The sequence below is a fragment of the Mycobacterium sp. NGS11 genome (assembly GCF_059813315.1).
Window position 1 is genome coordinate 133,598 of sequence record NZ_JCALEJ010000006.1, and the last position, 23,080, is coordinate 156,677.

The 23,080-nt window shown below is 67.2% G+C and carries 21 protein-coding genes and 1 pseudogene; 8 read left to right on the forward strand and 14 right to left on the reverse strand.

The window, feature by feature from the left end; translation table 11 throughout:
* Nucleotides 1-127: 127 nt before the first annotated feature.
* Both groL and AC5Y4T_RS10725 read left to right on the forward strand, forming a co-directional pair.
* Complete coding sequence (groL, locus tag AC5Y4T_RS10720) at nucleotides 128-1,753, forward strand: chaperonin GroEL (RefSeq protein WP_007768358.1); 1,626 nt, start codon at nucleotides 128-130, stop codon at nucleotides 1,751-1,753.
* A 156-nt stretch (nucleotides 1,754-1,909) separates the two neighbouring features.
* Nucleotides 1,910-2,734, forward strand: a complete 825-nt coding sequence (locus AC5Y4T_RS10725; protein WP_499917974.1) for an SDR family NAD(P)-dependent oxidoreductase — start codon at nucleotides 1,910-1,912, stop codon at nucleotides 2,732-2,734.
* Here the strand turns inward: AC5Y4T_RS10725 and AC5Y4T_RS10730 are convergent.
* Genes AC5Y4T_RS10730 through AC5Y4T_RS10745 form a run of 4 tightly spaced genes read right to left on the reverse strand, consistent with a single transcriptional unit; the run spans nucleotide 2,723 to nucleotide 6,094 of the window.
* The gene (locus AC5Y4T_RS10730) at nucleotides 2,723-3,283 is read right to left on the reverse strand and encodes a carboxymuconolactone decarboxylase family protein (RefSeq protein WP_499917975.1); all 561 of its coding nucleotides are present in this window, start codon (nucleotides 3,281-3,283) and stop codon (nucleotides 2,723-2,725) included. The two genes, AC5Y4T_RS10725 and AC5Y4T_RS10730, sit on opposite strands and share 12 nt — an antisense overlap.
* 40 nt (nucleotides 3,284-3,323) lie before the next feature.
* A complete protein-coding gene (locus AC5Y4T_RS10735; RefSeq protein WP_499917976.1) occupies nucleotides 3,324-3,719 on the reverse strand; it encodes a pyridoxamine 5'-phosphate oxidase family protein in 396 nt (131 codons plus the stop codon).
* Nucleotides 3,720-3,743: 24 nt separating this feature from the next.
* Nucleotides 3,744-4,325, reverse strand: coding sequence for a PPE family protein (locus tag AC5Y4T_RS10740; RefSeq protein WP_499917977.1), 582 nt, complete (start codon nucleotides 4,323-4,325; stop codon nucleotides 3,744-3,746).
* Nucleotides 4,326-4,363: 38 nt separating this feature from the next.
* On the reverse strand, nucleotides 4,364-6,094 hold the full coding sequence (locus AC5Y4T_RS10745; RefSeq protein WP_499917978.1) for an N-acyl-D-amino-acid deacylase family protein: 1,731 nt from the start codon (nucleotides 6,092-6,094) through the stop codon (nucleotides 4,364-4,366).
* A 47-nt stretch (nucleotides 6,095-6,141) separates the two neighbouring features.
* Here AC5Y4T_RS10745 and AC5Y4T_RS10750 point away from each other — a divergent pair, with 47 nt between their 5' ends.
* Genes AC5Y4T_RS10750 through AC5Y4T_RS10760 form a run of 3 tightly spaced genes read left to right on the forward strand, consistent with a single transcriptional unit; the run spans nucleotide 6,142 to nucleotide 7,907 of the window.
* Nucleotides 6,142-6,513, forward strand: a complete 372-nt coding sequence (locus AC5Y4T_RS10750) for a VOC family protein (RefSeq protein WP_499917979.1) — start codon at nucleotides 6,142-6,144, stop codon at nucleotides 6,511-6,513.
* A gap of 10 nt (nucleotides 6,514-6,523) precedes the next feature.
* The gene (locus AC5Y4T_RS10755; protein WP_499917980.1) at nucleotides 6,524-7,042 is read left to right on the forward strand and encodes a mycothiol transferase; all 519 of its coding nucleotides are present in this window, start codon (nucleotides 6,524-6,526) and stop codon (nucleotides 7,040-7,042) included.
* A gap of 10 nt (nucleotides 7,043-7,052) precedes the next feature.
* A complete protein-coding gene (locus AC5Y4T_RS10760; protein WP_499917981.1) occupies nucleotides 7,053-7,907 on the forward strand; it encodes a hypothetical protein in 855 nt (284 codons plus the stop codon).
* Between the two features lie 10 nt (nucleotides 7,908-7,917).
* Here AC5Y4T_RS10760 and AC5Y4T_RS10765 read toward each other — a convergent pair whose 3' ends face one another.
* The 5 genes and pseudogenes from AC5Y4T_RS10765 to AC5Y4T_RS10785 form a co-directional block, all read right to left on the reverse strand.
* The gene (locus AC5Y4T_RS10765) at nucleotides 7,918-8,703 is read right to left on the reverse strand and encodes a DUF1295 domain-containing protein (RefSeq protein ID WP_499918246.1); all 786 of its coding nucleotides are present in this window, start codon (nucleotides 8,701-8,703) and stop codon (nucleotides 7,918-7,920) included.
* Between the two features lie 2 nt (nucleotides 8,704-8,705).
* Nucleotides 8,706-9,992, reverse strand: a complete 1,287-nt coding sequence (locus AC5Y4T_RS10770) for a class I SAM-dependent methyltransferase (RefSeq protein ID WP_499952958.1) — start codon at nucleotides 9,990-9,992, stop codon at nucleotides 8,706-8,708.
* Nucleotides 9,989-10,699, reverse strand: a complete 711-nt coding sequence (locus tag AC5Y4T_RS10775; protein WP_499917984.1) for a DUF1365 domain-containing protein — start codon at nucleotides 10,697-10,699, stop codon at nucleotides 9,989-9,991. Before AC5Y4T_RS10775 ends, AC5Y4T_RS10770 begins: the two co-directional genes overlap by 4 nt.
* 24 nt (nucleotides 10,700-10,723) lie before the next feature.
* A pseudogene (locus tag AC5Y4T_RS10780) lies at nucleotides 10,724-11,992 on the reverse strand (NAD(P)/FAD-dependent oxidoreductase); the annotation flags it as partial.
* 38 nt (nucleotides 11,993-12,030) lie between these two features.
* Nucleotides 12,031-13,773, reverse strand: a complete 1,743-nt coding sequence (locus tag AC5Y4T_RS10785; protein ID WP_499952959.1) for a cytochrome c biogenesis protein DipZ — start codon at nucleotides 13,771-13,773, stop codon at nucleotides 12,031-12,033.
* A 120-nt stretch (nucleotides 13,774-13,893) separates the two neighbouring features.
* Here AC5Y4T_RS10785 and AC5Y4T_RS10790 point away from each other — a divergent pair, with 120 nt between their 5' ends.
* From AC5Y4T_RS10790 to AC5Y4T_RS10800, 3 genes are all read left to right on the forward strand, one after another.
* Nucleotides 13,894-14,580, forward strand: a complete 687-nt coding sequence (locus tag AC5Y4T_RS10790) for a TetR/AcrR family transcriptional regulator (RefSeq protein WP_499917988.1) — start codon at nucleotides 13,894-13,896, stop codon at nucleotides 14,578-14,580.
* Nucleotides 14,581-14,651: 71 nt separating this feature from the next.
* Nucleotides 14,652-15,200 carry an MmpS family transport accessory protein gene (locus tag AC5Y4T_RS10795; RefSeq protein ID WP_499917989.1) on the forward strand — a complete coding sequence of 183 codons (549 nt, stop codon included), beginning with the start codon at nucleotides 14,652-14,654 and terminating at the stop codon, nucleotides 15,198-15,200.
* The gene (locus tag AC5Y4T_RS10800) at nucleotides 15,197-18,127 is read left to right on the forward strand and encodes an MMPL/RND family transporter (protein WP_499948053.1); all 2,931 of its coding nucleotides are present in this window, start codon (nucleotides 15,197-15,199) and stop codon (nucleotides 18,125-18,127) included. The genes AC5Y4T_RS10795 and AC5Y4T_RS10800 overlap by 4 nt, the downstream gene beginning before the upstream one ends.
* Nucleotides 18,128-18,174: 47 nt before the next feature.
* Here AC5Y4T_RS10800 and AC5Y4T_RS10805 read toward each other — a convergent pair whose 3' ends face one another.
* The 5 genes from AC5Y4T_RS10805 to AC5Y4T_RS10825 all read right to left on the reverse strand — a co-directional run bounded on the left by AC5Y4T_RS10805 (nucleotide 18,175) and on the right by AC5Y4T_RS10825 (nucleotide 23,062).
* Nucleotides 18,175-18,627: a DUF5078 domain-containing protein gene (locus tag AC5Y4T_RS10805; protein ID WP_499917991.1), complete on the reverse strand. Its 453-nt coding sequence runs from the start codon at nucleotides 18,625-18,627 to the stop codon at nucleotides 18,175-18,177.
* A 79-nt stretch (nucleotides 18,628-18,706) separates the two neighbouring features.
* Nucleotides 18,707-19,618: a crotonase/enoyl-CoA hydratase family protein gene (locus AC5Y4T_RS10810; RefSeq protein WP_499917992.1), complete on the reverse strand. Its 912-nt coding sequence runs from the start codon at nucleotides 19,616-19,618 to the stop codon at nucleotides 18,707-18,709.
* Between the two features lie 7 nt (nucleotides 19,619-19,625).
* Entirely contained in the window at nucleotides 19,626-19,937 is a 312-nt protein-coding gene (locus AC5Y4T_RS10815; protein ID WP_499917993.1) for a hypothetical protein, read from the reverse strand.
* Between the two features lie 24 nt (nucleotides 19,938-19,961).
* Nucleotides 19,962-21,050, reverse strand: coding sequence for a YncE family protein (locus tag AC5Y4T_RS10820; RefSeq protein ID WP_499952960.1), 1,089 nt, complete (start codon nucleotides 21,048-21,050; stop codon nucleotides 19,962-19,964).
* Complete coding sequence (locus AC5Y4T_RS10825) at nucleotides 21,026-23,062, reverse strand: prolyl oligopeptidase family serine peptidase (RefSeq protein WP_499952961.1); 2,037 nt, start codon at nucleotides 23,060-23,062, stop codon at nucleotides 21,026-21,028. The genes AC5Y4T_RS10820 and AC5Y4T_RS10825 overlap by 25 nt, the downstream gene beginning before the upstream one ends.
* Nucleotides 23,063-23,080 lie beyond the last annotated feature (18 nt).

Sequence of the window (23,080 nt, forward strand, 5' to 3'; positions counted from 1 at the left end):
GCCGCGCCAAGCGGAAGACACCTAGCCGTCCGTCGCGGGCACTGCACCCGGCCACAGCGTTGATGGGGCGACCCGACAAGCGGTCGCCCTGAGTGTCACCCCATATATTCGGAGGAATCACTTCGCAATGGCCAAGACAATTGCGTACGACGAAGAGGCCCGTCGCGGCCTCGAGCGAGGGCTGAACGCCCTCGCCGACGCGGTAAAGGTGACGTTGGGTCCCAAGGGCCGCAACGTCGTCCTGGAGAAGAAGTGGGGCGCCCCCACGATCACCAACGATGGTGTGTCCATCGCCAAGGAGATCGAGCTGGAGGACCCCTACGAGAAGATCGGCGCCGAGCTGGTCAAGGAAGTCGCCAAGAAGACCGACGACGTGGCCGGTGACGGCACGACGACGGCCACGGTTCTGGCCCAGGCGCTGGTCCGCGAGGGCCTGCGCAACGTCGCGGCCGGCGCCAACCCGCTGGGTCTGAAGCGCGGCATCGAAAAGGCCGTCGAGAAGGTCACCGAGACCCTGCTCAAGTCGGCCAAAGAGGTCGAGACCAAGGACCAGATCGCTGCCACCGCGGCCATCTCCGCGGGCGACCAGTCGATCGGCGACCTGATCGCCGAGGCGATGGACAAGGTCGGCAACGAGGGCGTCATCACGGTCGAGGAGTCCAACACCTTCGGCCTGCAGCTCGAGCTCACCGAGGGCATGCGGTTCGACAAGGGTTACATCTCGGGCTACTTCGTCACCGACGCCGAGCGTCAGGAAGCCGTCCTCGAGGACCCCTTCATCCTGCTGGTCAGCTCCAAGGTGTCGACCGTCAAGGACCTGCTGCCTCTGCTGGAGAAGGTCATCCAGGCCGGTAAGCCGCTGCTGATCATCGCCGAGGACGTCGAGGGCGAGGCTTTGAGCACCCTGGTCGTCAACAAGATCCGCGGCACCTTCAAGTCGGTGGCCGTCAAGGCCCCCGGCTTCGGTGACCGCCGCAAGGCGATGCTGCAGGACATGGCCATCCTCACCGGCGGCCAGGTCATCAGCGAAGAGGTCGGCCTGTCGCTGGAGAGCGCCGACGTCGCCCTGCTGGGTAAGGCCCGCAAGGTCGTCGTCACCAAGGACGAGACCACCATCGTCGAGGGCGCCGGTGACTCCGACGCCATCGCCGGCCGGGTGGCCCAGATCCGCAGCGAGATCGAGAACAGCGACTCCGACTACGACCGCGAGAAGCTGCAGGAGCGCCTGGCCAAGCTGGCCGGCGGTGTTGCGGTGATCAAGGCCGGGGCCGCGACCGAGGTCGAGCTCAAGGAGCGCAAGCACCGCATCGAGGACGCGGTCCGCAACGCCAAGGCCGCCGTCGAGGAGGGCATCGTCGCCGGTGGTGGCGTGGCCCTGCTGCACGCGACCCCGTCGCTGGACGAGCTGAAGCTCACCGGTGACGAGGCGACCGGCGCCAACATCGTCCGCGTGGCGCTCGAGGCTCCGCTGAAGCAGATCGCCTTCAACGGCGGTCTGGAGCCCGGCGTTGTGGCCGAGAAGGTCCGCAACTCGCCCGCCGGTACCGGCCTGAACGCCGCCACCGGTGAGTACGAGGACCTGCTGAAGGCCGGCGTCGCCGACCCGGTGAAGGTCACCCGTTCGGCGCTGCAGAACGCGGCGTCCATCGCGGGCCTGTTCCTCACCACCGAGGCCGTCGTCGCCGATAAGCCGGAGAAGGCGGCCGCACCCGCGGGCGACCCGACCGGTGGCATGGGCGGCATGGACTTCTAAGTCCACGACTCGAGTACGGGAAAGCCCGGCCCCCACAAGGGGCCGGGTTTTTCGTGTGCGCCGAGCGTGAACTCAGGGCGGGATTCCGGCGATTTGCCCGCCCTGGTTTCACGTTCGGCGCGCCGGGCCCGAAACCCGCCTTGTACGTTGAACGCCGTGGCCCTTCCGACTCCCTCACCCACCAGCACCGCCGTCGTGACCGGCGCCTCGTCGGGCATCGGCGCCGACATCGCCCGCGAGCTGGCCGCCCGCGGACACGGCGTCACGCTGGTCGCCCGCCGCGAAGAGCGGCTTCGCGAGCTGGCCGACGAGCTGGCCGGCCGCATCCGTGTCGAGGTGATCGCCTGCGACGTCGGCGATTCCGCCTCCCGCGCCGACCTCTTCGAAGAGGTCGAGCGTCGCGGCCTGACCGCCGACATCCTGGTCAACAATGCCGGCATCGGCACCATCGGCTCGGTGACGACCACGTCCGTCGACGACGAGATCGCCCAGGTGCGGGTCAACGTCGAGGCCGTCATCGATCTGACCACCCGCGCGGTCCAGCGGATGGTGCCGCGCAAGAAGGGCGCGATCCTCAACGTCGGATCCACCGCGGGCTACCACCCCTTCCCGGGGCAGGTGGGCTACGCCGCCACCAAGGCGTTCGTGATCACCTACACCGAGGGGCTGCGCGGCGAACTCACCGGCACCGGGATCACCGTCGCGTTGCTGAACCCCGGCCCGGTGCGCACCGAATTCCTGAAGAGCGCCGGCATGGACGAGCGGACCTTCGCCGACGCGTTCCCGAAGTTCCTGTGGAAGCCGGCGCGCGACGTGGCACGCACCGGCATCGACGCGCTCGACGGCGACCGCGGAACCGTGATCCCCGGCCTGCCAAGCCAGATCAGCACCAGGCTGTTTCAATTCATGCCGCGGCGGGTGCTGTTGCCGTTACTGAAGAACCAGCATCCGGGACTGCGCAGGGACCGGTCAGTGGGCTAAGGGCCAGGGCCGCATCCAGCCCTCCACCGGCAGCGCGAGCGCGTTGCACAGCGTGCAGATCGTGCGATACCAGCCCACGGCCGTGAGCAATTCGATGCGCTGCTCGTCGTCGAGAAAGCCGCCCAGCGCGCTCCACGTCGCCTCCGACCAGGTGCCGGTGCGCTCGAGTTCGTCCACCGCCTCGATCAGCGTCCGCTCGGCCGGGCTCCACCGTGGGTCGTCGGGGCCACCGGTGACCAGCGCGTCGCACTCGTCTTCGCTGACGCCCGCGATCGGGCCCCAGAACGCCGCCTGTCCGCCCCACTCGTACTGACAGCGCAGCAGCGCACAGCTGCGAAGGATGGCGATGGTCCGCGTCCGGCCCGGCAAAAGCGCTGCGACATAAAGGGATTCGCCAAGCTTACGCAAACGGGAGGCCAGCGCCGGATGGCGCTGCAGGCAACGCACCAACAGCAGCGGCTCATAGGTGCGATCGGGGTGGCCCCAGCTGTTGATGCCAGTGGCATCTTCTTCGCTCCACGGCGGAGCGAGCGGTGCGACGCGGCTCACGGATGAGACTGTACGGCCCTGGCCCGATGGCGGCGACCCGCTAGCCCGGCAGCGAGAACACCACGCAGTCGTGCAGGCAGCCCCTCGCCGCGTCGGGGGAGTCGGCGTCGCGGTGCAGCAGCGCGCGGGTGGGAACCACGGTCAGGCGGGCGGTCTCCGCGCCGGCGTCGGTCACCGAGGCGGTGCCGTCGACGATCAGCGAATAACCGCCGGGTTCGGCGGGCGGCCACAACAGGGTCACGTCGGCGCGCCGGGCGAGGTTGTTGCGGGTTCGCCCGCCGATGAGTCCGACGTCGAGAGTGGCCTCGCGCAGCTGCGGCTCGACCGTCACGGTGTGCGCCCGGTAGTCGTCGTCGACCGTGATCAAGTAGGCGTACGGGTAGTCGGCCAGCGCGTTGGCCAGCGCCTGGAGATCGACCTTCTTCTTGGTGCGCATGACCTTCCAGGATAGGCGCGGGATTTACTGCGGCACCGGGCGCGTGACGGCGGCGCCGGCGTTGGCGAAGCCGAGGTTACGCAGCACCTCGTTCCAGGGCGGCAACTTGGCCACGGCCGCCGAGGCGTCGGCGTGATAGCCGAACATCGCCGCCACGTCCGAGGCCCACATCTGCTCATAGGCGGCCTCGATGTCGGCGATGGCCGGGGTGTTCTGGCCAAGGTGATTGTTGGCCGCCAAGGCCGTCACCAAGGCGCGGTTGGCCGCCACGACCGCGGGCTGCACCGTGGCGGCAAGCGCCACCTCGAATGCGGTGGCGATGGCCGACGCCTGGTGCGAGACCGCCTGGGCCTGCGCGGCCGCCGCGCTGAGCCAGCTCACGTATCGGCTGGCCACGGACATCATGGCCGTCGACGATGCGCCCTGCCACGACCCGCTGGCCAGATCCGAGGTCACCAAAGAAAATGACGATGCCGACGAGGCCAACTCTCCGGCCAGCCCGTCCCATGCCGCCGCGGCAGCAAGCAGCGGCCCGGGACCGGGACCGGAAAAAATAAGTGCCGAGTTGACCTCTGGCGGCAACCACGCAAAATGCGGGTTCGTCACCGACCCAACTTAGCTGCTATATGCCGCTTTTCGCGGCGTTATCCCGCGGGTACGGGAACGGGCTGACGCCCACGCACCAACTTGCCTGGACGGGCGTCGGTCGGGACGCCGTTTTCGGCGATCACTTCTCCGGCCACGATCGTGGCGACATACCCTTCGGCGGTCTGATCCAGGCGCCGGCCCCCGGCCGGCAGGTCGTAGCTGATCATCGGCTTGTGCAGCCGAAGGGCGGCGTAGTCGATGACATTGAGATCGGCCTTGTAGCCGACCGCGATGCGCCCGCGGTCACCCAGCCCCGCGATGCGGGCCGGCACCGAGGTGAGCTCGCGAACCGCTTCGGGCACGGTGAACCGACCGGCCTTGCGGTCGCGCGCCCAATGCGTCAGGAAGTAGGTCGTGTAGCTGGCGTCGCAGATCATCCCGTAGTGCGCGCCCCCGTCGCCGAGGCCGAGCACTACGTCGTCGCGGTGCAGCAGTTCTCCGACGGTGTCCAGCGAATTGTTCTGCAGGTTGCTGGTCGCGACCAGCAGCATGGCCCGGCCCTCGTCGTCCAGCAGCCGGTCGTACGCCTCTTCCATCGGATTCACACCCTTGGCGCGGGCCCGGGCACCGATGCTGTTCGAGGGGTCCGGCTCGTAGTCGGGGTTGTCGCCCAGCGGAAAGATCCAGTCCCACATCTGCGTCACGAACAGAATCGGGTGACCCTGGCCTGGCGTGTCGGCCAGGATGCGGGCGCGGACCTCGGGCTTACGCATCTCGGCGACCCGCTCGTCCAGCGGCAGGTGCGCGATCTCGCGGTAGCTGGGGTAGAGCACGAAGGGGTTGGCGGACAGCTGCAACCCGATGATCAGACCGATCGGCCGCGGCAGCAGCTGCGCGCTGACGTCACCACCGGCCGCGTTGGCCTTCTCGATCATCGTGATGGCGTCCGGCCAGGTCGGGTCGCCGGCGTTGGCGACGACGAGGGTGAAGGTGACGGGCAACCCGACGTCCTCGGCGACGTCGAACACCGTCTGCAGCACGGGTTGGTACCCGCCCGACGGGATGTCGGGAACGAACTGCAGCAGGCCGCCGCCGCCGTCCACGACGCCGCGGGCGATCTCCTCGATCTCCTCCCGGGCGGCCTCGTAACTCGGGATGGGCGAACCGCTTTCGGTTTTGTGAATGGTCAGCCGCGACGACGCGAAGCCCAGCGCGCCGACCTCGATCGCCTCCTTGGCCAGTTGGCGCATCTTGGCCAGGTCGTCCTCGGTCGCCGGTTCGCGGTCAGCGCCGCGCTGGCCCATCACGTACACCCGCAGGGGCGAGTGCGGCAGGTACGCGGCCACATCGATGTCGCGCTTGCCGGACTCGAGCGCGTCCATGTATTCCGGGAACGTCTCCCACGTCCACGGCAGCCCGTCGGTCATGACCACACCGGGGATGTCCTCCACGCCTGCCATCACGTCGACGAGCACCTCGTGGTCCTCCTGGCGGCAGGGCGCGAAGCCGACCCCGCAGTTGCCCATCACCACCGTCGTCACGCCGTGCGCAGAGGACGGGGTCAGGCGCTCCGACCAGATGGATTGGCCGTCGTAGTGGGTGTGCAGGTCGACGAAGCCCGGGGTGACCAGTAGCCCGGTGGCGTCGATCTCCCGTGCGGCAATAGCCCCGTTGATCGCGCCGACCGCCTCGATGACGCTGTCCTTCACCGCCACGTCGCCGACGAACGGCTCACCCCCCAGCCCGTCGACGATGGTGCCGTTGCGGATGATGAGGTCGTAAGTCATTCAAACAATCTACGACCGCGGCGGCGGGTCGTGCCAGGATCTTCCCCGTGATCGATCATGTGGGAATCAATTGCGCCGACTACGCCGAATCTCAGCGGTTTTACGACGCGGTGCTGGCAACGCTCGGTTTCTCCCGGCAGCTGGACGTGGGTCCCGCCATCGGGTACGGGCGGGCGGGCAAACCGACGTTTTGGATCTCCGAGGCGCCGGCGGGACCCAATCGGGAAGTGCACCTGGCCTTCGAGGCCGCCGACGAGGCCGCGGTGCGCGCCTTCTATGCGGCCGCCGTCGAGCTCGGCGCCGAAGCACTGCATGCGCCGCGGCTCTGGCCGGAATACCACCCCGGCTACTTCGGGGCGTTCGTGCGCGACCCCGACGGCAACAACGTCGAAGCGGTCTGCCACGGCGCCCTCCCGTAGTGTCGCGAGTATGGCCAGCACCGACGACGCCGCCGTCCTGCACGAGCTGCTGCGCGACGCGTTCACCCGGTTGATCGAGCACGTCGATGAGATCACCGACGGGTTGAGCGACGAGGAATCCGGCTACCGGCCGACGCCGAACGCCAACAGCATCGCGTGGCTGCTGTGGCACAGCGCTCGGATCCAGGATCTCCAGCTGGCCGACGTCGCCGGCGCCGAGCAGGTGTGGTTCCGCGACGGCTGGGTGGACCGGTTCGGCCTGGACCTGCCGCGCGACGACACCGGTTACGGACACGGGCCCGACGACGTGGCCAAGGTGCAGGCGCCCGCGGACCTGCTGTCCGGCTACTACCACGCGGTGCACGAGCTCAGCCTCGAATACGTCGCCGGGGTCAGCGCCGAAGAACTGGCCCGCGTCGTGGACACCAACTGGGATCCGCCGGTGACGGCCAGCGCGCGGTTGGTGAGCATCATCGACGACTGTGCCCAGCACCTCGGGCAGGCCGCGTACGTGCGGGGCATTCAGTAGATTCGCGGGCGTGCGTTTCGCGGCGACCCTGTTGTTGTGGCTCATCACCACGCTCGCGTTGGCGGTGACGATCCCCGCGGCGTGGACGCAGCTGCACGTCGTTGACGCCGACGGGTATGCCGCGCTGGCGCAGCAGGCGGCAACGGATCCCGCCGTCCAGTCGGCCATGGCGTCCGAACTGAGCAGCCGGGCAATGACTCTCATCGCCGAGCGTGGCGGGGGCCGCTCTGAAGTCGAGGGTTCCGAGGTGCAGGAGGCCGCGCGCGCCTTCACCGCCGGCCCGGCGTTTCCGCCGCTGTTCGCCCAGGCGAATCGCGCGGCGCACGGCTGGTTGTTCGGCGACCCAGGGTCCGGCAAGGACGGCAACCAGTGGGCGGTCGACGTGGCGCCGATGCTCAACGACGGCTCGATCCAGCCGCTGCTCGCCCGCCACAACGTGGCAGTGCCCGCGAAACTCAGTGTCCCGCTGACCGTTTCGGTGCCGCATTCGATGCAGCAGGGGCGGCTGAGCCGGTTGTCCACCTGGGGCCCGTGGATCACCTTGGGTGGGGCCGCGCTGTGCGGCTTTTGCGCGCTGCTCACGGTGGCGGCCGCACGCCGCCGCGGCAAGGCGTTGAGCAGCCTGGGCATCTCGGCGCTGCTCGTCGGTGCGGGCGGATGGGCGGGCATCGAGGTCGCCGGCCGCTATGTCCACGATGCGCTGAATCGCACCACCGGCAACGTCCGGCAAGTCGCCGAGGCGATGATCGAACACGCCGAAGCCGGTCTGCACCAATGGCTTGACGCGACGTTGATCGGTGGCGCCGCCCTGGTCGTATCGGGCGTGGTGGTCGCGATGCTGGGCAGTCTGAGGAAGACGTCTTAGTGCTCACCGGTCATCGATGCGCCGGCCCGGGCGGCCTGGGAACGAAAAATGCGGTCCGCTGCTGATATTCGGCGAAGCCAGGACGGCCGGCCATCAACTTCTCCGCCAACCGCGCGCCGGTCACCCACACCAGAAAGTAGGTCATCAGCAGGGGAGAGCCGACAGTGACAAGCGCCCACCAGCCATTGATGGTGATCAGCCACAGCCCCCACCACACCGCGGCGTCGCCGAAGTAATTGGGGTGGCGGGTCCACGCCCACAGGCCGCGGTCCATCACCGCGGCCCGGTTGGCCGGATCGGATTTGAAAATCATGAGCTGATAGTCGCCCACGGCTTCGAAGACGAAACCCACCAGCCACGTCGCCACACCCAGCGCCGCGATGGGCATCAGCGCCCTCGGGGCGGGGCCTGTCGCCGCGGAAAGCTGCAACGGGAATGCGACAAACCACGTGATGAAGCCTTGTAGCACAAAGACTTTGCGAACCACCTGACCGAGCGTGGCATCCCGCAACAAGTTCGCGTAGCGGGGATCCTCGCCCTTGCCTATTGTTTTGCGCTGGATGTGCCAGCTCAGCCGCAGGCCCCAGATCGTCACCAATGCCAGCAGCAGCCATCGCCGGGCAGGGTCGCCACGTCCGAGCGTCGCGCAGACGGCGGCGATGGTTATGAAACCTATGCCCCATGCCACGTCGACGACGTTGTATCGGCCGATCCGCCAACCGATTACGAACGCGATCGAATGCACCACAGCCAGAGCTAACAGCGAGGCGCCGGAGACTTCGATCAGGTTGGCCAGGTTCACTGTCTGTCCTCGCGCTCGAATGTCCACTGATATACGTCGAGATAGCCCGATCGGAATCCGGCTTCCGAGTGTGCCAGATACAGCTCCCACATTCGGGCGAACACCTCGTCGAAGCCCAACTGCGCCAGGTCATCTCGCCGCTGTGAGAACCGCTCCCGCCAGAGCCGCAGTGTTTCGGCGTAATGCGGACGCAGCGATGTCATGTCGACGGTCCGCAAATCCGTGTGCCGCGCGGTGATACCGGAGATGGCCCGCGTGGAGGGAAGCAACCCGCCGGGGAAGATGTACTTCTGGATCCAGGTGTGGGTGTTGCGGCTGGCCAGCATCCGGTTGTGCGGCATGGTGATCGCCTGGATCGCTACCCGGCCGCCGGGGCGCACCAGGCGTTGCAGTGTTGCGAAATACCGCTGCCACGAGTGGTAGCCGACCGCCTCGATCATCTCGACCGATATCACGGCCTCGTAGCACCCTGTGACGTCGCGGTAATCGCACAGATCGATTTGCACCCGGTCGGTCAGTCCCGCGGCGGCAGCGCGCCTGCGCGCCAGGTGGTGCTGTTCGGCAGACAAGGTCACTGAGTGGACGTATGCTCCGCGTGCGGCCGCGCGTAGGCTCAATTCGCCCCAACCGGTGCCGATCTCGAGAACCCGGCTGCCGCGGCGGACGTGGGCCATGTCGAGTAACCGATCGATCTTGCGACGCTGCGCCTCGGCGAGGTCGTCCGATGTGGCCGGCAATTGTGTGTACAGCGCGCACGAGTAGGTCATCGTTTCGTCGAGGAACTGCGCGAAGAGGTCATTGGACAGGTCATAGTGCGCGGCTATGTCGCGTCGCGCTTGATCGCGGCCGACGCCTTTCCAGCGCGGTCGAAGCGCCGGCCCGAGAGGTCGCAACCATTGCAGTGGGCGAGGCACCAGGTCGGCCATCGATGTGGCGAAGGCCGTCAACATCGCCACCAGGTCATCCGACGACCATTCGCCGGCCATGTAGGACTCGCCGAACCCGATCAGCCCGTAGCGGCCGGTGCGGCGGGTCAGCGCATCGAGCCGATGGACCACCATTGTCGGCGCGGTGGGGTCGGCCGCGCCGGCCACCGTGCCGTCGGGGTAGACCAGTCGCAGTGGAAGCCGATCCGCGGCGCGCCGCAGCAGTCCCGCGGCGATCAGGGCCGACGCCGCGGCGACCGGCCCGGAGGGCACAGTGGCGACGGCCGGCCAGCGCCTCGAATCGATTGCCACTGAGGGTTTTCGGATCGGCCGGGTGCGGATGGCCGGTACCGTCATCGCGGTACCACCGGAATTCGCCGTAACCAAAGTTTGATCCCTTGTATTCGGATGCGCGCCGCCACTACCCACGGCGCCAGTGGTGACATGAGGTTGCTGATCAGAATCCGGCTCGTGGACGCCGCTTGTCGCCGTCCGCGCAGGTTGGCGATGAAAGCCTGCTCGCCGCCACGATGCAGGGCCACTGTGATGTCGACGTCGGCGCCGGGTCGCGGGGCGCGCACCAGGTAGTAGCCGTCCACGGCGTTGAATGGTGATACGTAGAAGGACTTTTCCGCCGCCACCGGTTGATCAGCCGGAGGCAACAGGTATGCGTGGCGCTCACCGTAGGTGTTGTGCACCTCGGCGATCACATGACGGAGCCGCCCGTCGCGGTCGTGGCACCAGAAGACGCTCAGCGGATTGAACACGTATCCCAGAACGCGGGCCTGCAATAGGGCGGTGATGGGACCGTCGGGGACGGCTAAGCCGTGGTCGACAAAGACGGCGTTGAGTCGTTCACGCAGCGAGCCGTGCCGCGGGTGGGCGAAGTGGTCCTCGGGGCGGAATCGCGCCAGCGGCCGAAGCCAGCGGGGCAAGGAGGGCAGCTGGTCGACGTCGACATACCAGCTGTAGCTTCGGTATTCAAAGGAGTGGTGCACCGGAACGCGGCGGCTGTGGGTGATCGTGGTGCGGTAGATGGCTGGGGTCAAGACGTGGCTCAGCACCGGGCCACCTGCGGGGCGGAGGGGCGCGGCCGGCCAGTCGGCACCGAGCCGGCGGGCCGCGCGCAGTCCCGAAGCCGCGCCGTCTTCGTGGAAGCCCCAGCCGTGGTAGGCGCCCGCGAATACCACGCGGTCGTCGTCAAGGGTCGGGAGCAAGCGTTGCGCTGCAACGGATTCCGCTGTGTACAACGGGTGATCGTAGGTCATTTCGGCCAGCACCGACTCGGGATCGATCAGGTCTTCGCCACCGAGGGTGACCACATATCGCCGCGCGCCGTGCAGGCGCATCAGCCTGCTGACGTCATAGCTGACCACCACGTGATCCGTCTTGGGTGTCACCAAATAGTTCCATGACGCTCGGGCCCGGCGGCGGCGGGGAAGTACCGAGGTGTCGGTGTGCAGGTGGGCGCGGTTGGTCGTATACGGAAGCTCGGACAGCACGGCGCGCTCCCACGGCGTCGGTTGGTCGAGCAACATCAGAGCCTGGTCGGGATGGACGGCCACGACGGCGGCGTCGAAAAGCCGCGGCGACTCGCCGCTGGACTGCACCATCACCCCGTCGGGCACCCGCCGCAGCGAATGCACCGGCGTCCGGACCGACACTTCGTCCAGGCGAGCGGCGACCGCCTTGACGTAAGACGCCGAGCCGCCAGTGACGGTGCGCCACTTCGGGGACCCGAAAACCGACAACATCCCGTGGTGAGCGAGGAAGACGAACAGATAACGGGCGGGATAACGCATCGCATCGCCGCCGGCGCAGGACCACACCGCTGCCACCAGGGGGGCGAGGAAATACTCGACAAAGTACGAGGAGAAGCGGTGCCGGTTCACAAAGCTTTCCAGCGTCTCGAGATGGTTGTCCGCGCCGTCATCGAGCACTCGCGAGGCGACGCGGTGAAAGCGGATGATCTCGGCGAGCATCAGCAGATACCGCGGTCGGGACGACTGCTGGCACGCAAACAGTCCCCGTAGTCCCAGTGCGCCCGCATATTCGAGGCCGATGTCGTCGGCCCTGACCGACATCGACATCTCCGCGTGCTGGGTGGCGATACCGAGATCGCTGAACAATCGGCACAGGGTCGGATAGGTGCGGTCGTTGTGCACTAGGAATGCGGAGTCGATGCCCATGATCGGGCCGCAGCCGTCGTCGATGAAATGGGTATGCGCGTGGCCGCCGAGGCGCGCGTCGGCCTCGTACAGGCAGACGCGGTCACGGCCGGACAGCACGTAGGCAGCGGTGAGCCCGGCCACGCCGCTGCCAATGACCGCCACTGAGCGGGCGCGTGAGTGATCCACGGGGGTTATTCGTTGCCGCCGATGCGACGGATGGGCGGCTAGCCGAAGGTGAACGAGAAGACCTGCAAGCCCTTGCTGACTCGCATGTCCAGCTGGTCGCGGTGCGCGGAGTCGTCGGCGACGATCCGGTGCAACGTGGGCGCTCCGCCGATCGGGGTCGTGGTGGTCTTGCCATCCCGCTTCACCGTGACGGTGCCGCTGCCGCCGACGACGGCGTAGACATCTTTCGCGGTGTAGTTCAGGCGGATGACGGAGTCGTCGCCGTCCGCCGTTGCCCCCTGGTTGTCCAGGCTCCAGCGGCCGCCCAGGGCGAACTTGTCGTCGGCCAGGCGTGGCGGGAGGCTCAGCGTGGTGGCACCGGCTTTGTAATCCCCAGTGCCGCCGTAATTTTCAGACCGACCGACACCCAGGTACGTCTCGGGGGTGAGCCGGGTCTGCGGCGTCATGTCGGCCGAGTTCGTCGGCGCGGGCAGCGCGACGCCGGGATGCGCATCGAGCAGAAGCTTGCGGATCAGCTTTTCGGTGTCGTCGTAATCGCCCTCGCCGAACTTGCTGTGCCGCACTTGCCCATTCGCGTCGATCAGGTACTCGGCCGGCCAATACAGATTCTGAAAGTTGTTCCACGTCGCGTAGTCGTTGTCCAGCGCAATGGGATAGGTGATGTGCAGATCGGCGGCGCCGCTGGCCACATTGGCCGCCACCCGCTCGAAGGCGTACTCCGGGGTGTGCACCCCGATGACGAGGAAGCCGTTGTCGCGATACCGGTTGTACCAATCGATTACGTGCGGGATGGCGCGCTGACAGTTGATGCACGAATAGGCCCAGAAGTCGATCAGGATCACCTTGCCGCGCACCGTCGCGGCGTCCAACGGCTTGCCGTCGGGCGTGTTGAGCCATCCGGTGATGCCGGTCAGGGCGGGAGCCGGTCCGCACTGTTGCAGGCCGGCGGAGACGCCGGCGCAGTCGCTCAGCGCGCCGTTCACTGGGGCACCGGGCGGGCTCAGCGGCAGCGCGCCGCCGCCGTTCGGCTGTTGCACGGCGGCCGGTGCCAGGCTGCGTTGGATGTTGTTGGCCCCCAGCTTGTTCTGCATCGCCGTCGTGTAGTCGGGGACGGAGCGCTGCAGCATCGCGGGCAGGTTGAACACCAGCGCCACGGCCAGCACGATCATCGCGATTCCGCCGGCGACCTGGATCACCCGCTGGCGACGGCGGAATGCGGCCACGCGTTCGGCGACGCGCCGTCCGGCCAGCGCGAAGGCCAGCAGCGGCAACGCGATGCCGGCGGCGAACGTCGCGGTCAACACGAGCGCGCCGAGCCCGATCGAGGACGTCCCCCCGGCCACCACGATCGCGGCCAGCACCGGGCCCGCACACGGCACGTAGAGCGCGCCCAGCGTCAGACCCAAACCGAAACCGTTTGTCCCCGAGCCGATTTGACGCTGCGGGAGGTAGGCGAAAGGTCGCTCGATCAAGTGCTGCACCGGCGGGAAGATCAGGCCCAGGCCGATCAGGACCAACACCACCAGTGCGGCCCACCGGATCGCGTCCTGTGGCAGGTGCAGCGCCGTCAGCAGCGCCGAGCCGATCAACGTGGCGAGGCTGAAGCTGCACACCAGGCCCGCGATCACCAGGTATGGCCGCGCCGCCGAACGCGCGGTGGGTGTGCCGTCGCGGGTGCTTTCCATGCCGGACAGCAGAATCACCGGAAGCACCGGCAGGATGCACGGCGAGATGCCGGTGATCAGCCCGCCGAGAAACCCGATCAGGGCAATGGTTTGCACGCGCTACTCCGAGGGGCTCTTGGGTGCCGGACGATGGGTATGGTTACACCCTTACCTGTTTTTCGTGACCCCGGTGAGCCAGCACAAATCACGCGACGTGCGTTATGCAAATCACACAACGTGCGTTACGCTCAGCCGGTGGCGCAACTAACATTCCAGCGCGCCCGCACCGAGGAGAAGAAGCGCCAACGTGCGGAGGCCCTCGTGGAAGCGGCACGCTCGCTGGCGATGGAAACGGGCGTCGCGTCGGTCACCCTGACCGCGGTCGCCAGTCGCGCCGGGATTCACTACTCGGCGGTGCGCCGCTACTTCACCTCGCACAAGGAGGTCCTGCTGCATCTGTCCGCCGAGGGCTGGGTGCGGTGGTCGACCACGGTATCGGAGAAGCTGGCCGAGCCCGGCGCGAAGTCGCCCTTGCGCATCGCCGAGACGCTGGCCGAAGCCCTGGCCCAAGACCCGTTGTTCTGCGACCTGCTGGCCAATCTGCACCTGCACCTGGAACACGAGGTGGACGCGGAGCGGGTCATCGAGGTCAGGCGGATCAGCACCGCGGCCACACTGTCACTGGCCGATTCGATCGGCAGCGCACTGCCCGAACTCGGGCGATCGGGCTCGCTCGACATCCTGCTGGCCGCGTACTCGCTGGCCGCGACGCTCTGGCAGGTCGCGAACCCGCCGGAACACCTGACCGACGTCTACGCCGAGGAGCCCGAAGTCGTTCCGCCCGAGTGGAATCTGGACTTCGCGTCCGCCCTGACCCGCCTGCTGACGGCCACGTGCGTCGGGCTCATCTCGGGATCGCAATGAACGCAGAGAGGAGGCCGGGGGGCGTGGCTTGGCGAACTGCAACCGGTGAACGTGAAGGACTTGAAACGCCCATGACGACGACTGAGCCGAGGACCGAGCCGCTGAAAACGCAGGGCTCGGCCGGCGGGGAGGGCGACACGGCCGCTCCGCAGCGCGCCAGGAAAAAGGGGTTTCTGGGGCGTTTCTGGCTGGTGCTCACCATCGCAGCCGTCGTCGCGGTGTCGGGATTCGTCGTATACCGACTGCACGGCGTCTTCGGCGTTCACAAAGGTTCGTTCGGCGGCGGCACCTCGGGTGAGGTTCTCGATGAGTTCAACGCCAAGACGATCACCCTCGAGGTCTGGGGTTCACCGGGCAGCACGGCGACCATCAACTACCTCGACGAAAACTCCCATCCGCAGCAGGCCCTCAACGTGCCCTTGCCCTGGAGCAAAACATTGAGTTCAACGAAGCCCGGCATCCCGGCAAACCTGGTGGCGCAAGGCGACGGCAGTTGGATCGCCTGCCAGTTCGTGGTCAACAAGCACGATGGAAGCGGTGACGTCATCAAGACTCCGAATCGCTCAGATCCCAACCAGACCGTGAACGCGTTCGTCTATTGCCTGGACAAGTCCGCATGAGCCAGCCAAGCGAGGCCGCGCCGCGCGTCGACCAGCCGCTGATCCCGCCGTTCCTGCCGCGCATGATCCACCGGCTGGCGCTGCCGATCGTCCTGGTGTGGTTGGGCATCGTCTTCGTCACCAACACCGTGGCGCCTCAGCTGGAGGTGGTCTCCAAAACGCACTCGGTGTCGATGAGTCCGACGGACGCGGCATCCTTCCAGTCGATGATGCGCGTCGGATCGACGTTCAAAGAGTTCAACTCCGACAGCTCGGCGATGGTCCTGCTGGAGGGTGACAAGCCGCTCGGGCCCGAAGCGCACCGCTACTACGACGAGATCGTCAGGCGGCTCGAACAGGACAAGAAGCACGTTCAGCACATCCAGGATTTCTGGAGCGATCCGCTGACCGCCGCGGGATCCCAGAGCCACGACCAAAAGGCCGCGTACGTCCAGGTCTACCTCGCCGGCAACATGGGCGGCGGGTTGTCCTCCGAGTCCAGCGACGCCGTCCGCAAGATCGTCAACTCGGTGCCGGCGCCGCCGGGGATCAAGGCCTACGTCACCGGCGCCGGTCCGCTGTTCGCCGACCAGTCCCACGCGGGCGAAAAGGGCGTCATGGTCGTCACGCTCGTCACCTTCGTCGTGATCATCGTGATGCTGCTGATCGTCTACCGGTCGGTGGCCACCGTTCTGATCATGCTGGCCATGGTGTTCATCGAGCTGGCAGCGGCCCGCGGTGTCGTCGCGACGCTCGGAAACTACGGCATCATGGGGCTTTCCACGTTCGCCAACAACATGCTCGTGCTGATGGCGATCGCCGCCGGCACGGACTACGCGATCTTCGTGGTCGGCCGCTACCACGAGGCCCGCGGTCTGGGTGAGACGCGTGAACAAGCGTTCTACACGATGTTCCACAGCACCGCCCATGTCGTGCTGGGGTCGGGGCTGACCATCGCCGGCGCGATGTACTGCCTGAGCTTTTGCCGGTTGCCCTATTTCTCGTCACTCGGCATACCCTGCGCCGTCGGCATGCTGGTCGCGGTCCTCGCGGCCTTGACCCTGGCGCCGGCGGTCCTGACCGTGGCGTCGTTCTTCAAGCTGATGGACCCGAAGCGCAAGCTGCAGACCCGGGGCTGGCGTCGCATCGGCACCGCGGTCGTCCGCTGGCCCGCACCGGTTCTCGCGGTGACCATCGGAGTCGCATTGGTTGGTCTGCTCGCCCTGCCCGGTTACAAGACGGACTACGACAACCGCCACTTCCTGCCGGCGGACACCCCGGCCAATGTCGGCTATGCCGCCGCGGACCGGCACTTCGACCAGGCGCGGCTCAATCCTGAGCTGTTGATGATCGAGACCGATCACGACCTGCGTAATCCGGCGGACTTCATCGTCCTGGACAAGGTCGCCAAGGCGGTCTTCCATATCCCCGGTATCGGCCGGGTGCAGACCATCACCCGACCGCTGGGCACGCCGCTCGACCACAGCACCCTCGGTTTTCAGATGGGCGCGCAGGCAGCGGGGCGAATCCAGACGCAGCACTATCAGGACGAGCAGGCGGCAAACTTGCTCAAGCAGGCCGACGAGCTGCGCAAGACGATGGCAACGCTGCATGAGCAGATGCAGGTGACCCAGGATCTGAGCAACACGACGCACGAAACCACCAGGCTCACCAAGGAAACCGTGCAGATCACCGAGGCGTTGCGCGACGACATCGCCAACTTCGACGATTTCTTCCGGCCGATCCGCAGCTACTTCTACTGGGAGAAGCACTGTTACGACATCCCGAGCTGCTGGGCGCTTCGGTCGATCTTCAACGCGCTCGACGGCATCGACCAGGTGGCCCAGAACATCGTGAACCTCAGCGCGAACCTCGATAAGTTGGATCAGATCCAGCCCAAGCTGGTGGCGCTGATACCGCCGCAGATCGAGAGCCAGCAACGCAACCTCGACACCATCATGTCGAACTATGCGATCACGCAAGGTCTTAACGAACAAGCCAGAGCGCAGTCCGACAACGCCACCGCCCAGGGCGACGCCTTCGACAAAGCGAAGAACGACGACACGTTCTACCTTCCGCCGGAGGCGTTCAAGAGCCCGGATTTCGCGCGAGGCCTCAAACAGTTCATCTCGCCGGACGGGCACGCGGTCCGGCTGATCATCTCCCACGAAGGCGACCCGGCGACCCCCGAAGGCATCAACCACATCGAACCGATCAAGCAGGCGGTCCACGAGGCGATCAAGGGCACCCCCTGGGAGGGCGCGAAGGTCTACCTCGGCGGCACCGCCGCGACGTACAAGGACATGCACGACGGCTCCAACATCGACCTGATGATCGCCGGAATCGCCGCAGCCACTTTGATTTTCGTCATCATGCTGGTGATCACCCGAAGCGTCGTGGCGGCCTTCGTGATCGTTGGCACGGTGTTGCTGTCGCTGGGCGCCTCATTCGGACTCTCCGTGCTCGTATGGCAGTACATCCTGGGCCTGAAGTTGCACTGGATGGTGCTGGCGATGGCGATCATCCTGCTGTTGGCGGTCGGCTCGGACTACAACTTGCTGCTGATATCGCGGTTCAAGGAGGAAATCCACGCGGGGCTGAAAACGGGGACCATCCGCGCGATGGCGGGTTCGGGCTCGGTGGTGACCTCCGCCGGTCTGGTGTTCGCCGCCACCATGGCCACGTTCATGTTCAGCCCGCTGCTGGTGATGGCCCAGGTGGGTACGACGATCGCGCTGGGGCTATTGTTCGACACCTTGATCGTGCGTTCGTTCATGACACCGTCGCTGGCCACCTTGCTCGGGCGCTGGTTCTGGTGGCCGCAGCACGTGCGTCCACGGCCGGCGAGCACGATGTTGCGACCGTACGGACCGCGTCGCGCCGTGCGCGAGCTGATCCTCGACGACGTCGACGAGCACCCGCGGGGCGGATTGGTGCAGCCGCGCTGAACTTGCGCGGCCCGACCCCCGATGGGGTGACGACTACCTGAAGCGGCTTACGCCCAGTTCCACACCGACATGTCGCCGGGCGCGTATGTATTGCAGATGTCGGTGGCCTTGGCCACGACGCCCTTGTTGTTCCAGAAGATCTTCATGTGGTTGGGCCAGGCCAGCCACAGCGGATCGGCCTGTGGCGCATAGAAGTTCTCGGAGTAGTTCCGACGGTCCGCCGGCGACAACGCGTAGAACCAGTGCGCCTTGTCGATGGTCGCCTGCTGGACGTTCGGGTGGTTGTTGAAGTCGATCATGTAGCGCTGGTAGTACACCGGGCTGGTGTCCCGGGAGGCCGCCAGGATCTGCTCGGCGTCGCACGTGGTGTTGATCATTCGCCGGGGGATCGGGAAGTCCTCCGTGGAGTCGGCTACCGCGGTCGACGGAAAGATCGCAGCGGTAATACCGAGAGCAAGGAACGCAGCGCCTGCACGCAGGCCAGTACTCAGCCGAGACATAGCTATTACGGTAACACCTCTTGGCCCGGCCGGAATAGTTTCCAGCTCACTCTCAGGATTTCGCTAGTGCGTCTCAGTATCAGTCGCCATCAGGGACGATGACGTGACTGGGATCGGGCCGTAGCTCCGGCGGGGCCTGACTGTAATCACCGAACGGGCCGTCGCGGCGCTCGATCGCGGCCCGCACGCCCTCGGACTGGGCGGTGCCGATGAAGGCCAACGCGTCGGGGGTGTTGCGCATCAGGCCGTCGAGAATGCCGCCCAACGTCTGGGTCGACGCCAACCCCATGTTCTCGTAGGCCTGGTTGACGATCAGCTTCTGCGCCTGCAGCTGCGACAAGGGGATCTGCGCCAGCTCGGCCGCGACTTCGGCGACGCGGGCCTCCAGCCGCTCGAACGGGACCGCCTCGTTGATCAGCTCGATCTCGGCGGCCTGCGTCCCGGTCAGCGGCCGGCCGGTCAGCGAGTGCCACTTCGCCTTGGCCAGGCTCAGCCGGTACAGCCACATCCCGGTCAGATAGGCGCCCCACATCCTGCTGTAGGGCGTGCCGATCACGGCGTCCTCGCTGGCGATCACCAGGTCCGCGCAGAGCGCGTAGTCGCTGGCCCCGCCGACGCACCAGCCGTGCACCTGGGCGATCACCGGCTTGGACGCGCGCCAGATGGCCATGAACTTATTCGTCGGCCCGGTCTCGCGGGCGCTGACCATCGCGAAGTCCTTGCCGGGATCCCATTTCCCGTCGGTCATCATGGCCTCGCCCCAGTGCTGGAACCCGCCGCCGAAGTCGTAGCCGCCGGAGAAGGCCCGGCCCGCGCCGCGCAGCACGATGACCTTGATCGCCGGGTCGCGCTCGGCCAGGCCGATGGCGGCCTCGATCTCGTCGGGCATCGGCGGCACGATGGTGTTGAGCTGCTCCGGGCGGTTCAGCGTGATGGTGGCGACCGCGCCGGCCGTCCGATAGAGCAGGGTCTGGAAGTCGCTGGTCGGCATTGCGTCCTTAGGGGTCGGGCTCGCGGTTCTCCGGCGAGGACGCATAGATTCGCCCGCCGATCTTCAAATACGGCGTGGTCAGGTAGGCGGAGAAGGCAACGATGCAGGAGAAAACGGCCGCCACCAGAATGGCATTCGGCCACAGCTGGCCGGTCCCGGCCGCAAAGCAGACGATGCCGATGATCGCGGTCGCCCAGTAGAACCGCCGGCCGGCGCGCCGGTCCTTGATGAAGCGGTAGCGGGCCTGGGCCGCCGAGGCCAGGATGCCGATCAATCCCGTCGCCAGCAGGGTGAGCTCGATGCGTTCAATCGCGGCCACGGTGACGATCCTAAGGGCGGGCCCTCAGACGCCGGGCTCGACGACCTGCAGCACCCCCGCGGTGGCGCCCGCGACGACGAGGCGCCCGGTCCGCGAGTCGACCCCCACGCTGTACGGGTTCTGCACCGTCGGGATCCGCCGGATTTCGCGGGGTGCGGGCTGGCTCATGTCGTAGCCGACGACCTCGTTGGTGCCCGAGGAGGCGACCCAGAGCCGGTCACGCGCCGCGTCGTAGGCGATGCCGTAGGGGCCGCCGGGCTGCGTGACGGCGGCGACTTCGCGGGGCGCCGGCAGCGGATCGAACACCCGGATGGTGTCGCCGCGGGTGTCGGTGGCGATCATCCGGCCGCGCCGATCGGCGACCAAGTGGGTGGGCCCCGCGCCGGCCGGGGCCGACCCGACGACGGCCAGCCGCTGCGCGTCGTAGACCGTCAGCGTGTTTCTCCGCGCGTCCAGCATTCCGACGGCCGTTCCCGCGGCGGCGAGACCGGCGGGTTGCACGCTGTCGGTGAAGACCTTCACGACCTTGCCGCCGCGCACGGCGGCCACCGTGCCGCCCAGTTCGTTGCCGACGAAGATGGTGCCGTCGGACGCCGCCGCGGCGTCATGCGGCGACGTGCCGGTGACGATCGACGGCGACACGGCGCCACTCGGTAATTGCACTTCCACCAACGCATTTGCGCTTTCGACCGGCACCAGGACCGGTCCGCCCGGGGCGGCCAACTCGACATGACGTGCCGAACCCGGCAGCGGAATCTGAACGGATACGCCCAACGAGTCGGCATCGAGCAGGACGAGCTGATCGGGATCGTGCGTGGCGAGCGCCACGGTGCGGGTCGCGGCCTCGACGGCGACGCCTTCCGGATGACCGGCAACCGGCACCACCCGGCCCGGTGGTGTCCCGGCCGGCGGCGCGTTGCGCGGCTCAGCCGCAGGCGGCAGAGTCGCGGCCGGCGGCCGGGATCCCTCGGTGGGCACGCCCGCGGGCAGCAGACCGGTAGTGGTTGCGGCCCCGTGGGATTGGGCGTTCTGCTGACCGCAGGCGACCACGACGGTCGTCGCCAGCAGCGCTACGATCCCGCGCAGGTTCATCCGCGCGTCAGCATCTGCCACAGGAACGAATAGGTCAGCGCCGACTTGAACGCCACCTGCTCGTTGTCCGCCGCGCCGGCGTGCCCGCCCTCGATGTTCTCGTAGTAGAAGACCGGCTGACCGGCGGCCTCGAGCGCCGCGGTCATCTTGCGGGCGTGGCCCGGGTGCACGCGGTCATCGCGGGTGGACGTGGTCATCAGCACCGGCGGGTATGCGCGCGTGGCCGAAATGTTCTGGTAGGGCGAATATTCCGAGATGAACTGCCAGTCGTCGGGGTTGTCGGGGTCGCCGTATTCGGCGACCCATGAGGCGCCGGCCAGCAGCAGGTGGTAGCGCTTCATGTCGAGCAGGGGCACGCTGCACACCAGCGCGCCGAACCTCTCCGGGTACTTGGTCAACATGATGCCCATCAGCAGGCCGCCGTTGCTGCCGCCCTGCGCTCCGAGCTGCTCGACCGTGGTGATGCCGCGCTCCACCAAATCGGTTGCCACGGCGGCGAAGTCCTCGGCCACCTTGTGGCGGCCCTCGCGCATCGCCTGGGTGTGCCAGCCGGGGCCGTACTCGCCGCCGCCACGGATGTTGGCCAGGACATACGTGCCGCCGCGGGCGAGCCACAGCCGGCCCAGGACGCCGCTGTAGCCCGGCGTGTTCGACGATTCGAAGCCGCCATAGCCGTAGAGCAGGGTGGGCGCCGGTCCGTCGGAAGCCTCCGGGCCGCGCACCACGAAATAGGGGATCGACGTGCCGTCCTGCGATGCCACGAAATGCTGTGTCACCGAGATGTTTTCGGCATCGAAGAAGCCCGGGGCGGACTTGATCTGTTCGAGTTGGCCGTGGTCGGTACCCCGCATCAGTCGCGACGGCGAGTCGAATCCGCTGGAGTCCAGGAAGAACTCGTCGCCGGTGTCGTCGGCGGAGACCACGACGGTGTTGGTCGCGGCGGGGATGCCGGCCAAGGGCTCGCGCCGCCAGTCCCGCGGCGTGACGATTTCGACGCGGCTCGCCACGTCGGCCAGCGAGACCATCAGCAGCCGGTCCTTCGTCCATGCGTAGTGGTTGAGCGCGGTGTGCTCGTCGGGTTCGAACACGATCTGCAATTGCGCTGTGCCGGCGAGGAATTCCTCGTACTTCGCCGCCAGCAGCGACCCGGCGGTGTAGGTGGCGTCGCCCGATGACCAGTCGCTGCGCAACTCGATCAACAGCCACTCGCGGTGCAGGCTGACGCTGGCGTCGGTGGGCGTGTCGATGCGAACGAGTTCCGAGCCGCGCAGCTCGTAGACCTCTTCGTTCCAGAAGTCCAGCGCCCGGCTGATCAGGGTGCGCTCGAAGCCGGGAACCCGGCTGGTGCTTGCCGCCACGTTGACATCGGAACGCGCGCCCTCGAACACCGTTTCTGCGTCGGCGAGCGGGGTGCCGCGACGCCACCGTTTGACCACCCGCGGATAGCCGGAATCGGTGAGTGAGTCGGCGCCGAAGTCGGTGCCGACCAGCACGGTGTCCGGATCGGCCCAGCTGATCTGCGACTTGGCTTCCGGAAGTTCGAAGCCGCCGTCAACGAATTCCCTTGTGATCATGTCGAATTCACGCACGATGGAGGCATCCGAGCCGCCGCGGGACAGGCTGACCAATGCGCGGGTGTATTCGGGATAGATGACACCGGCGCCCGCCCACACCCATTTCTCGCCGTCGGCCCGGCCCAACTCGTCGACGTCGATCAGCACGTCCCACTCGGGGGAGTCGGTCCGGTAACTGTCGAGCGTCGTGCGCCGCCACAGTCCGCGGGGGTTGGCCGCATCGCGCCAGAAGTTGTAGAGGTAGTCACCCCGGCGGACCACGTAGGGGATGCGGGCGTCAGTGTCGAGCACCTCGAGCGCCTCGGTGCGCATTCGTTCGAAGTTCTCGTCGCGAAAGCGCGCCAGCGTCGGCTCGTTGCGCGCCCGCACCCAATCGAGCGCCTCGTCACCGGTGACGTCCTCGAGCCACAGGTACGGGTCTTGGTTGTCTTCGGGCGCGGCGTGAGCTTCCGGCGTCATGGAAACCATTGTGGCCGC